The sequence below is a fragment of the Mycobacterium sp. E3298 genome (assembly GCF_001666895.1).
GTDB lineage: Bacteria > Actinomycetota > Actinomycetes > Mycobacteriales > Mycobacteriaceae > Mycobacterium.
Window position 1 is genome coordinate 1 of the sequence record NZ_LZJB01000309.1, and the last position, 11,593, is coordinate 11,593.

Annotated in this window: 12 protein-coding genes and 1 pseudogene; 3 read left to right on the plus strand and 10 right to left on the minus strand. The window is 69.7% G+C overall.

What is annotated here, in order from left to right:
• Nucleotides 1–387: pseudogene (locus A9X05_RS14495) on the plus strand (A/G-specific adenine glycosylase); the annotation flags it as partial.
• 9 nt (nt 388–396) lie between these two features.
• Here the strand turns inward: A9X05_RS14495 and A9X05_RS14500 are convergent.
• The 8 genes from A9X05_RS14500 to A9X05_RS14535 all read right to left on the minus strand — a co-directional run bounded on the left by A9X05_RS14500 (nt 397) and on the right by A9X05_RS14535 (nt 8,603).
• Nucleotides 397–1,875 (minus strand): NADH-quinone oxidoreductase subunit C, encoded by a 1,479-nt coding sequence (locus A9X05_RS14500; protein WP_067782226.1) that lies wholly within the window; start codon nt 1,873–1,875, stop codon nt 397–399.
• Nucleotides 1,872–3,338, minus strand: a complete 1,467-nt coding sequence (locus tag A9X05_RS14505; protein WP_067747833.1) for a proton-conducting transporter membrane subunit — start codon at nt 3,336–3,338, stop codon at nt 1,872–1,874. Before A9X05_RS14505 ends, A9X05_RS14500 begins: the two co-directional genes overlap by 4 nt.
• Nucleotides 3,338–4,000, minus strand: a complete 663-nt coding sequence (locus tag A9X05_RS14510; RefSeq protein WP_067747835.1) for a hypothetical protein — start codon at nt 3,998–4,000, stop codon at nt 3,338–3,340. Before A9X05_RS14510 ends, A9X05_RS14505 begins: the two co-directional genes overlap by 1 nt.
• Nucleotides 3,997–4,947, minus strand: coding sequence for a respiratory chain complex I subunit 1 family protein (locus A9X05_RS14515; RefSeq protein WP_067782236.1), 951 nt, complete (start codon nt 4,945–4,947; stop codon nt 3,997–3,999). Before A9X05_RS14515 ends, A9X05_RS14510 begins: the two co-directional genes overlap by 4 nt.
• A gap of 5 nt (nt 4,948–4,952) precedes the next feature.
• Complete coding sequence (locus tag A9X05_RS14520; protein WP_082950314.1) at nt 4,953–6,983, minus strand: proton-conducting transporter membrane subunit; 2,031 nt, start codon at nt 6,981–6,983, stop codon at nt 4,953–4,955.
• Entirely contained in the window at nt 6,926–7,405 is a 480-nt protein-coding gene (locus A9X05_RS14525) for an NADH-quinone oxidoreductase subunit B family protein (RefSeq protein WP_067782229.1), read from the minus strand. The genes A9X05_RS14520 and A9X05_RS14525 overlap by 58 nt, the downstream gene beginning before the upstream one ends.
• A 5-nt stretch (nt 7,406–7,410) precedes the next feature.
• Nucleotides 7,411–7,749: a lsr2/espR transcriptional regulator gene (locus A9X05_RS14530; RefSeq protein WP_104182682.1), complete on the minus strand. Its 339-nt coding sequence runs from the start codon at nt 7,747–7,749 to the stop codon at nt 7,411–7,413.
• 95 nt (nt 7,750–7,844) lie between these two features.
• Entirely contained in the window at nt 7,845–8,603 is a 759-nt protein-coding gene (locus A9X05_RS14535) for an alpha/beta fold hydrolase (RefSeq protein WP_067747842.1), read from the minus strand.
• A gap of 63 nt (nt 8,604–8,666) precedes the next feature.
• Between A9X05_RS14535 and mhuD the strand changes: the two genes are divergently transcribed.
• Complete coding sequence (gene mhuD, locus A9X05_RS14540) at nt 8,667–8,987, plus strand: mycobilin-forming heme oxygenase MhuD (RefSeq protein ID WP_067282414.1); 321 nt, start codon at nt 8,667–8,669, stop codon at nt 8,985–8,987.
• Entirely contained in the window at nt 8,962–10,326 is a 1,365-nt protein-coding gene (locus A9X05_RS14545; RefSeq protein WP_067782232.1) for a serine hydrolase, read from the plus strand. The genes mhuD and A9X05_RS14545 overlap by 26 nt, the downstream gene beginning before the upstream one ends.
• A gap of 20 nt (nt 10,327–10,346) precedes the next feature.
• Here A9X05_RS14545 and A9X05_RS14550 read toward each other — a convergent pair whose 3' ends face one another.
• Nucleotides 10,347–11,327, minus strand: coding sequence for an alpha/beta fold hydrolase (locus A9X05_RS14550; RefSeq protein WP_231975430.1), 981 nt, complete (start codon nt 11,325–11,327; stop codon nt 10,347–10,349).
• Nucleotides 11,328–11,520: 193 nt separating this feature from the next.
• Nucleotides 11,521–11,593 (minus strand): hypothetical protein (locus tag A9X05_RS32195; protein WP_231969227.1); only part of this gene is annotated, 73 nt, incomplete at its 5' end.

Genomic DNA, 11,593 nt, shown 5'->3' on the forward strand with positions numbered 1-11,593 from the left:
GCCGACGTCGCTGCCCTGCTGCCCGCGGACGAAACGGCGCCGCGGTTCTCCGTCGCCCTGATGGAACTCGGCGCGACGGTGTGCACCGCGCGAACGCCGAGGTGCGGGTTGTGCCCGCTCACCCGGTGCGCGTGGCGCGACGCCGGCCATCCCCCGGCCCAGGGGCCGGCCCGGCGGGTGCAGACCTACGCGGGAACCGATCGGCAGGTCCGTGGCCGGCTGCTGGATGTGTTGCGCGCCAAGGACTCTCCGGTCACCCGGGCGGAGCTGGACGTGGCGTGGCTGACCGATACCGCCCAGCGCGACCGGGCACTGTTTTCGTTGCTGGCCGACGGCCTGGTGGCCCAGACGGCCGACGGCCGATTCGCCCTGGCGGGCGAGGCATAGTCGCGCCGATCAAAGGTCGTTGCCGGCGTAGGACTGGTTGAAGCTTTTGTTGGCCAGGGGGAAGTCGGGGACGATGGTGTCGGCCATCGCGACCGGCAGCGCAGGCCAGTTGAACCACGACGGGTCGACGATCTTGGCGCGACTGATCCGGTGGGCGGCGTCGGTTTCGACACGGTGGACGATGGTGCCGCGCCAGCCCTCGACGATGCCGATCCCACTGCGGGGGCCGTCGGTCGCCGGCAAGCTCTTTGTGTATTCGATTGGGCCGCTGTGTGTTTCGATCAGATGGCAGGCGAGTTCGGTGGAAGCCGCGAATTCGTCGCGGCGCACCGTGTAGCGGGCCAGCACGTCCCCCTCGACGGCGTCGATCTCGGTGACGGGCAGCGCGGTGGTGGGGTGTTCGATTCGGGCGTCCGTGCGAAGGCCGCTGGCACGCGCGACATAGCCCAGGCATCCGAGCGCGTGAGCGTCCTGTTGGTGCAGGACGGCGGTCCCGGCGAAGCGGTCATACACCACGGTGTTGTGCAGGGTCAGCTCGGCGACCTCGGCGACGTCGGCGGCGATGCGCCGCAACGCGCCCGAATCCGGCAGCGCCCGCAGCGCCACCCCACCCGGGCGCATCGCGCCGCGCAGCAGCCGGTGGCCGGTCACCGCGTCGTTGAGTCGCAGCAGTTGCTCGCGGATGCGTTGGGCGTGCGCGTGGGCGAGGCCGAAACCGACGTCGTTGGCGAGTGCGCCCAGATCGGCGGCGTGGTTGTAGAGCCGTTCGAGTTCGACGAGCAGCGCCCGCAGCCGGTGCGCCTCGTCGGGGAGTTCGACGCCGAGTGCGTCTTCGATGGCGAGGCAGTGGGCCAGCGCGTGCGCAACAGAGGTGTCGCCGCTGACCCGTTCGGACAATTCGACCGCTCCGCCGGCCGGCCGGCCCTCGAACAGCTTTTCCATCCCGCGGTGCACGAACCACAGTCTGGCCTTGAGGCGCAGCACGGTTTCCCCGGCGACGGAGAAGCGGAAGTGGCCCGGCTCGATCAGCCCCGCGTGCACGGGGCCAACCGGGATCTCGTATACACCAGGGCCCTCGACCGTGACGAACGGGAAGTGGCCGCTGGCATCGAGTTTGGGGGCCGGCGGCGCCGTGCGGCGCATCGGATACCATTCCTCCGGCCAGTGGGCATGACGCACCAGGCGGCGCGCTTTGGGATGGCCCACGCACCGGATGCCGTACAGGTCCGTCATTTCGCGCTCGAAGCGGCTGGCCGTAAACGACATATAGGCCAGCGATCGAATGGCCGGATCGTCTTTGGGCAGCACACATTCGAGTTCGACGCGGCGGTCCGGCCGGCCGGCGAGGAACAGATAGACGACCCGGTAGGCGGCGGAGTCGTCGTGGGCGGCGACCAGGGCCAAGCGGAATCCGTTGCCCAGCAGGTCTTCCGCCGAGGCCGCCAGCCCGTCCTGGGGTAGCCGGTGGCGCTGCCATTCGGCCCTCACCGCGCTCCCCCGACGTCGCTGGCGGCGGCGGTGAACAAGCCGGTGAGCGGACCGGCTGTGACGCCGAGGGCGATCGATGCGGCGATCCCGACGACGAGGGCGGCAGAAATCGTTCGGGGAACTGCGATTTCGCGTGCTTCGGTCGGGCGGCCCAACAGGATGCGGCCCGCGTTGCGCGCCAGCGCAGCGAAGGCGACCGCAACCAGCAACATGCCCGCGGCGAGCACCCAGGCCAGCCGCGCGTCGGCGAGTGATCGAACGATGGCCAGCTCGCTGGCGAACATGGCGAACGGCGGGAGGCCGAGCAGCACGATCACGCCGACGGCAATCGACACGCCGACGATCCGGGAGCGGCGCAGCACCGCGGCGATGTCGGCGATCGCGGTGGAGCCGTGCGCCGCCTGCAGCGGGCCGCTGGCCAAGAAGAGGACCGTCTTGCCGATCCCGTGTGCGAGGACGTGCAGCAGCAGAGCGGTGATGGCCAGCGAGGTCCCGGCCGCGGCGGCGATCGCGATCAAACCCATGTTCTCCATGGACGAGTAGGCGAGCATGCGCTTGAGGTCGGTTGTCACCGTGAGCATCAGAGCGGCGACCACCAGCGTCGCCAGCCCGATCACGAGCAGGCCCGAACGCATGAAAGCGGGTCCGGTGGCGGCGCCGATGATCGGCTTGAGGCGGATCAGTACCGAGAAGGCCACCGACAGCAACACGCCGCTCATCAGCGCGGAAACCGGTGCCGGGGCCTGGCTGTGGGCGTCGGCCAGCCAGGTGTGGAACGGAAACAACCCGGCCTTGGCGCCGTAACCGATGAGCAGCAGGCCGCCTGCCAACCGGGCGATGCCGGGATCGAGCCCGCCGGCGTGCGCCGCCAGCACGTCGAGGTTCAGCGCGGCGGCGGCCGGCGCACCGGCATGCTCGGCGGCGTAGTAGAGCAGCACGGTGCCGAGGAAGGCGACGGCGATGCCGACCGAACAGATCACGACGTACTTCCAGGTTGCTTCGAGCGCGCCGCGGGTGCGGCGGTGCCCGACCAGGAAGGCGGTGATCACCGTGGTCGCCTCGATCGCGATCCAGATGACGCCGATGTTGTTGGCGCACACCGCAACAACCATCGCCGCCAGGAAGCCGGCCGTGAGGGCTCCGTAAACCCGGGCACCGCGCGGGTCGGTGTGACCGTGCGCGAGTTCGGCGTCGAGGTAGCCGATGCTGGCCCAAGTGGCCAGTGTGGCAACGATTCCGATGACGATCAGCATCGTGACGGTGAGCGCATCGAGTCGCAGCAGCCCGCCTAGGGCGAACCGGGTTCCGGACCCGACGCGGACGGCGAGCGCCGCGCCGCACGCGAGCACCGTCACCGCCGAGAGCACGATCAGTGTCGCGGTCGCCCGGCGCCATCCGGCGACCAGGACGGCGACCGAAGCACCGATCGGAGTGAGGATCGCGGCGAGCAACAAAGCGGTCATCAGTCGTGCAGCTCCTGTAGCGCGTCAAGGTCGGCAGCACCGAAGGCGTGAGCCAACCGCCCCGTCAGGACTCCGATCACGAGGACCGCGAACAACACGTCCAGCGAGGCGCCGAGTTCGACGATCAGCGGCACCCCCGCGGTGAGCAGGAACGCGGTGGCGGCGATCCCGTTGTCCAGCATGAGGAATCCCGCTGCCTGCGACACGGCATGCCGCCGGGTGACCATGACGAGCAACGCGATCAGGACGACGGCGGTGGCGGCCGGGACCGCGGACGTGGTCGCGGCGGGCTGCAGGTTCACCAGGGGTTGGGTGGCGGCGAACGCGGCCAGCGTGAGCGCGGCCGTGATCAGCAGCGACGTGGCGGTGTTGATGACCGGGGTGGCTTCCCGGGGCGATCGTGACTCGGCGCCGCCCGCTCGGGCCAGCAGCCGCGGCAGCACCGCGACCCGCAGGGCCAGCACGGCCACCCCGACGCCGATAAGCGCGCCGTCACGGTCATACGCCCCGCGCAGCAGGGGGATGGCCGCCAGCGCGGCACCCTGCCACGCCAGCAGCCGGATGATGGCGGTCAGGTCGCGCCGCCACACGATCAGCACCGCGGCCAACAGCAGCCCGCCGGCGGCGAGGTCGACCAGCACCGAGAACGTCCCGTACGTCATGCCGGCACCACGAAGAAGTTGGCGGCGACGACCGCGAGTAACGCCAACAGGAACGATCCGGCCAGCAGTTCGGGTACCCGGAAGAGCCGCAGCTTGGCGACGAACACCTCGACGGTGGCCAGGGATCCGGCCAACACCGCGACCTTGGCCGCCACTGCGGCCAAGCCGACGGCGACGTCGACCGCGCCCGGTCGGCCGCCGGCAATACCCCAGGGGGCGAACAGGTTTGCCAGCAGCGCCAACAGCACGGTCAGCCGCATCCCGGCCGCCCACTCCACCAGGGCCAGCCGCGGGCCGGCATACTCCAGGACCATCGCCTCGTGCACCATCGTCAGCTCCAGGTGCGTGGCCGGGTTGTCCACCGGCAGCCGTCCGGTCTCGGCGACGATCACGATCACCAGTGCGGCGAAGGCCAGGACGGCGGCCAGCGACACCACCTGGCCCGGATGGGTGATCGTATGCGCCACCAGCGCACCGAGATTCGCCGACCCCGCCGGCATGGACAGGGCGAAGACCGCAAGCAAGATGGTGGGTTCGACGAGCGCGGCGATCGTGATTTCGCGGCTGGCGCCCATGCCGCCGAACGAGGTGCCGGTGTCGATGCCGGCCAGGGTGAGCGCGACGGTGCCGACAAACAGCAGTCCGACCACGGCGAACAGGTCAGCGCTGGCGTCCAGTGGTGACCCGGTGGCGACCAGCGGTGCGATCGCGGCGATCAGCAGCGTGGTTCCGGCGACGATCGCGGGCGCGGCGGCAAACACCAAGGTCGTCCCACGTGGAGTGATCTGTTGCTTCCCAAGCTGTTTGACGATGTCACGCCAGGGCTGCAGGATTCCGGCGCCGGCGCGGCCCTCCCAGCGGGCGCGCACCTGCCGGGTCAGGCCGACCACCAGCGGCGCCCCGGCCATGACGGCGGCGATCTGGACCGCGCCCGCGACGTAGGACAAGACATTCACCGGGCCACCACCAGCACGACGAGCACGCCGAGCGCGCCGTAGGCCAGATAAAGGTGCACACTGCCGGTGTGGGCGCGCCGGGCCACATCCGCCGCGACCTCGACGGCTCGGATCACCGGGGTATAGCAGCGTTCCTCGATGGCATCGACGATTCTGGTCCGGTAGGTGATTTTTTCGGCCAGATATTGCGATTCGGCGCTGTGCGTGACTTCGATGTCGGTGTCGGGGCGCAGGACGTCGTCGAACACCCGTTGCAACGGCTCGGCGAACGACGTTGCGGTGTACTGCATTCGCGCGGTGAGATCCTCCGCGCCGCAAGCCCACAGCGGCAACGTGGCGGCCGACGGGCGACGGCCGCGGCGCCAGAGCGTCAGCATCGCCGCGGTCACCGTGGCCACCACGACACCGACGGCGATCGCGCCCGGGGCGATCGACCCCTGCAGGCCGGGCAGCCGCACCACGGCCCCGAGACCGGTGAATCCGATTGCGCGGGCGGCCGGTAGCGCGGCGACCGCTTGGCGCAGCGCGGGTGCGATGACCGCGGGCGCCACCGCCATCGTCAGGCAGGCCGCCGCAGCGATTGCCATGGCGGCCAGCATCGTGGGTGGCGCCTCTCGGGCGTCCGCGGCCTGATCGGAACGCGGCCGCGCCAAGAACCCGATGCCGAACGCCTTGACCATCGCCGCCACGCCCAGACCCGTGGTGAGCGCGACCACCCCCACCGCCAGCGGCGTGGTCAACGCCAAGACGGCGGAATGCCCTCGGGCCGTGTGGATCAGCGACTGCACCAGCAGCCACTCGCTGACGAACCCGGCCCCCAGCGGCAGCCCTGACGCCCCGAGCGCGGCGACCGCGAACAGGCTGGTCGTCGCCGGCATCCGGCGGGCCAGGCCGCCCAGCCGGTCGAGGTCGCGCAGCCCGGTCGCGGCCAATACCGATCCCGCGGCGAGGAAACCGAGGCACTTGAAGGCCGCATGCGCAACGAGGTGCAGCATGGCCGCCGCGGTGGCGATCGCGGCCGGCCCGCTTGCGCCGGTGGCCGCGAACAGGGTGGCGGCGCCAAGGGCCAGCGTGATCAGCCCGAGGTTCTCGGTGGTCGAATAGGCAAGCAGCCGTTTGAGATCCGTGGCCACCGAGGCCTGCACCACGCCGTAGAGGGCCGACACCCCGCCGACGACCATCAGGGCCAGACCCCACCAGCGAGGCCCGGGCCCGAGCAGCTGCAAATCGAAGCGACAAACGCCGTAGACGCCGAGGTTGATCATCGCCGCGCTCATCAGCGCCGACACCGGGCTCGGCGCCTCCGGGTGGGCCCGAGGCAGCCAGGCGTGCAGCGGCACCAGGCCGGCCTTCGAGCCGAACCCCGCCAGCGTCAACAGGAACACCGCGGTCTGCGCGCCCTGCGGTATCCGGTGCAAGTCGGCGAACCGGTCTGCGCCGCCCGCCGCCGTCAACACCATCAGGCCGACCAGAATCGCCACAAACCCCAACTGCGTCATCACCGCATACACCAACGCGGCGGAGCGAACCTGCGGGCGGGTGTGGTTCGCCAGCACCAGAACCAACGACGCCACCGCCATCAACTCCCACGCCAGCAGGAACGTGGTGATCGACGCCGCCGCGGGCACCAGCAGCATCGCCGCGATGAACACGGGCAACACCGCCAGCGTCACCGGGCCCACCCGCTCGCGCCGGGCATAGCCAATCGTGTACAGCCCGACCGCGACGGCGACCGCCCCCGTGAGCGCCATGAAGAACCCGCCCAGCGGATCGAGGCTCAATTGGACCCCGGCCAGCGGCAGCAACCAACCGATGCGGACGTCGCGCGCCGATCCGAACATCCCCACGGCGCCCGCCCATAACCCGCCAGCGCCCAGCAGCGAGGTCAGCAGGCCGGCCCAGATTGATCCGGAGCCGTTGCGGGCCAACGTGTTTGGCTCGGGCGCCGCTCGGGTCGCCAGCACTGCGGTCACCTGCCGGTCACCGACCGCAGCGCCGCGACGATCTGGCTCGGTGTCGGCGGGCATCCCGGGATCTCCACGTCCACCCCCACCATTTCGCCGACCGCGCCGGCCACGCCGTAGGCGTCGGCGAAGACCCCTCGGTTGATGGCACAGTCGCCACACGCGATCACCCGACGCGGCAAAGGGGTCGCCTCGAGCGTGACACGCAGCGGGTCGGCCATGTTGTGCGTTACGACGCCGGTCACCAGGAGCGCATCCGCATGTCGCGGGGAGGCCACCAGGCGGGCGCCGAACCGCTCGGCGTCATAAACCGGCCCGAACGCGCCCGCGATCTCCACCTCGCACCCATTGCACGACCCCGCGTCGACGTGCCGGATCTGAAGTGAGCCGCGCACCCCGGCGGGCGGCGTGGTCACCGGCTCCGGCGCGGGTGGCGCGGGTTCGGCGATCCGGCCGACGCGCACGGCTTTGCTGATCCAGCCCATGCGCGCTACCCCGCGCCGCCGGCGCGCAGGCCTTCCAGCATCGCCACGCGGTCGCTGAGCACCCCGGTGAGCACCTTGCGCGCCACCATGAGCAGTTCGGCGATGTCCGGGGAGGCGATCGAGTAGATCATCGTGTTGCCGTCCCGCAGCGCGTCGACGACGCCGGCCCGGCGCAGGACGCCGAGCTGCTGCGAAAGGTTCGAAGCCTCGAGCCCCACCTCGGGCAACAGTTCGGCGACCGACTTCTCTCCCGTCACGAGCAGCTCCAGGATCCTGATTCGCGCGGGGTGCCCCAGCGTCTTGAAGAACTCCGCTTTGAGCTTGTAGAGCGGCTCCGTCACGATAAGTCTCCTGAAGGCAGCAAAGTTTCTAGGGTTTAACGATTTAAGAATTTATCATATGGTGCCGCGCTTCTCACCTCGGGCGGTCAGGCCCGAACTCAATCGCCGGCGAGGAATGACTCGACGGCGCCGCGATACACCTGCGGCGCTTCGTCGTGAACCAGATGCCCGGCTTCCGGAACCCTTAAATACTTTGCGACAGAGCTCATTTCGGCCATTTCTCGCATCTGCCCCGGCGGGGTGACCGAGTTGCCGGCCTCGATGAGCAGCGCCGGGGCGCGCACCGCCCGCCACTGCTCCCAGTAGTCGCGGGTGCCCCATTCGGCGGCGACCTCGATCCAGCGCGCGGGGTGCCCGTGCAGGCGCCAACCGGTGGCGGTGCGGTCGAAGGCCTCCAGAAAATACTGCCCGGCAACGGGGCCGAACTCGTCGTATACGCGCTGTGCGGAGTCGAATTCGACCGGCAGGGCGTGCAGCCACGGCTCCCAGGGGCCGGTCGTGCGCCCGCGGAAGTCCGGCGCCATGTCCTCGAGCACCAGCGCGGAAACCAGTTCCGGACGCTCCGCGGCCAGACACCACGAGTGCAGGGCACCCATGGAATGCCCGACCAGCGTGACCGGCGTGCCCAGCGCGCTCACCGCGTCGGCCAGGTCGGCCACGAACCGTTCGGTGCTGATCGGGTGTGGGTCGTCGACGCCGCGGCCCCGATGCCACAAGGCGTCGTAGGTGTACACCGCGCCCAGCGCGGTCAGCCACGGCAGCTGCCTCGACCACGTGGTGCCCCGGCCCATCAGGCCGTGCACCAGCACCAACGGCTCGCCCCGCCCGCCGCGGCAAGTCAGCAGATCACCGGCCATGTCACCATCCTGCGTGCCCCGCCCTGCAGTTGGACAGGCCGGGCGAAGGGGTAGCCTAGCGGCATGTCGCCAGTGGTGAAGATCAACGCAATCGAAGTACCCGCCGACGCCGGACCCGAGCTGGAGAAGCGGTTCGCACACCGGGCGCACGCGGTCGACAACCAGCCCGGCTTCCTCGGGTTTCAGTTGCTGCGCCCGATCAAGGGCGAGAACCGCTACTTCGTCGTGACCCAGTGGGAGTCCGAAGAGGCATTTCAGGCGTGGGCGCAGGGGCCCGCGATTCAGGCCCACGCCGGCGAGCGGGCCAACCCGGTGGCGACCGGGGCGTCGCTGCTGGAATTCGAGGTTGTGATGGACGTTGCCGGCAACAAGCAGGGTGGCTAGCGGGTTCTCGGCCCGGCGCCGCGCGGTGGCGTTGAGTGCCGCCGCCGCATTGGTAGTCACGTTCGCGCCCGGTTGCGCGACCTCCCCCTCACCGCAGGCGAACGCGGCCAATCCCGGGCGGCAGATCGACGTACGAACGCCACCCGGTATCCGGGCCCAGCAGACGCTGGACATGCTCAACTCGGACTGGCCCATCGGCCCGGTTGGGGTCGGCACGCTGGCCGCACCGGACATGGTCAAGTCGGTGCAGACCACGATGGAGGGCCTGTGGTGGGACCGCCCGTTCACCCTCGACGGCGTGGATCTGGGCGCCAGCAGGGCCACCCTGCACCTGACGTCGTCCTACGGTGCGCGCCAAGACATCCGGATACACACCGACGACGGCGGGTGGGTCGATCGGTTCGACCTCGAGACGCAGGCGCCGAAGATCGATTCGTGGCACGACATCGACGCGGTGTTGAGCAAGACGGGGGCCCGCTATTCCTACCAGGTCGCCAAGGTGGACAACGGGCACTGTGACCCCGTGGCTGGGACCAATACCACCGAATCCTTGCCGCTCGCTTCGATTTTCAAGCTGTACGTGCTGCACGCCGTGGCGGGCGCCATCAAGGACGGAACGATCTCCTGGGATGATCGGCTGACCGTCACCGACAAGAGCCGCGCGGTGGGCTCGTCCGGCTTGGCTCTGCCCGCCGGAGCGCAGGTTTCGGTCCGAACGGCCGCCGAGAAGATGATCGCGACCAGCGACAACATGGCCACCGACCTGTTGATCGGAAGGCTGGGCACCCACGCGATCGAGCAGGCGCTGGTCACGGCGGGCCACCACGACCCGGCGAGCATGACGCCGTTCCCCACGATGTACGAGCTGTTCTCGGTCGGCTGGGGCAAGCCGGACCTGCGCACTCAGTGGCAACACGGGTCACCGCAAGTCCGCGCCCAACTGCTTGCCCAGGCGAATGCGACTCCCTACGAACCGGATCCGACCCGCGCCCACACGCCGGCGTCGTCCTACGGTGCGGAGTGGTACGGCAACGCGGAGGACATCTGCCGGATCCACGCGGCGCTGCAGGCCGACGCCGTCGGCGCGGCCGCCCCCGTCAGGCAGATCCTCTCCGCGGTGTCGGGCATCCAGCTGGACCGCGACGTCTGGCCCTACATCGGCGCGAAAGCCGGTGGCCTGCCGGGTGATCTGACCTTCAGCTGGTACGCCGTCGACAAGACGAAGCAGCCGTACGTGGTCAGCTTTCAACTCAACTGGCCACGCGACCACGGGCCCAACGTGACCGGGTGGATGCTGCAGGTCGCCAAGCAGGCCTTCGCGCTGATCGCACCGCGCTGATCGTCACCCTCCAGCCACCGCTAGCCGGCTTGCGACCCAGGGGACAGCTCTCCCACAACGGCGACGAGCGCGTCGGCGCCCTCCCAGTTCAGCAGATGGCCGGCGTCCGGCACCGTGACGAGCCGTGCGCCGGGTATCCCGGCGGCGAGCCGTCGAGAGTGAATGGGCGGGGTGCTGCGATCGGCTGAACCGACCATGACAACCGTCGGAATCGAAATCTCCCCCAGGCGGGGGTAACGGTCCTCCCGCCCGAACGCCCGTAGGATCGGCGTCAGGGGCCCATGCTCGCGCATGTGTTTGTCGAAGAACTCGATGAACACCGAAATCATTGCCGGGGAGGGGCTTTTCCCGCATTGCGCCGCGCCGAAAAGCACCCCGCCGACCCGCGTTCGCACCAGCCAGCCCATGAGCCCCGACCTCATCAGCGGGATCTGCAGCCTGTTTTGCGGCGCACCGTCGTTGATCCGGCCCGCCCATGTCGCGAACAACACCAATCCCCGCAGCCGGCCCGAGACGTCCTCGTGGTCGAGCACCGCACGGACGGCGACGAAGCCGCCCATGGAGTGGGCTACCAGGACGCCATCCTCGACGTCGAAGTGCCGCAGGATGGACGCATAGTCCTCGGCCATGGGCGCGGACCCCACGCCGGCCGAACCAAGCGTGGAGCTACCGTGTCCTCGTTGGTCGAAGGCGATGAGGCGGTAGCCCCGGGCCAACAGCTCATCCCAGACGATGTTCCACTCCCCAAGCGTGCCGCCGTAGCCGTGCGCGAAAACGACGGCGGGCCCCGCGCCGGCGGTGATGGCGCGCAGCACGGTCCCGTCGGCTCGGCTGATGAAGTGCTGCTCGCCGCGCTGTTCGGTGGCGAGGCGCTCACGAGGATAGGGATCGGGATTGTTCTCGATCCGCGCGACGACCGATTGGGCGGCATAGCGAGCGGCCAGGGCGAGAAGCCCGGACAGCGTTACGGCGCCGACCGGCTTCGTCAGGGCGCGGGTCACCGCGGGCCGCCTCCCCGTCGAGCGGGATTTCGGAGACTGTCTTCGAACCATTGAGGCTCCCAGATCTTGCCCGGCCGGACAACACGTGGTTCAACGACGCTTACGCAGTGGATGCGTTGCGACGCTGGCTGATTCCGGTGGCAACCGGTTACTCGTCGATACGTTGCCGCGAGCGACCGGCCCGGTAGGCGGGCTAGTTGTTGGATGGTGGTGGTTGGGGTTGGAAGGGTTGGTACCACCACCAGTCGGCGCGCTCGCCGGTGGGT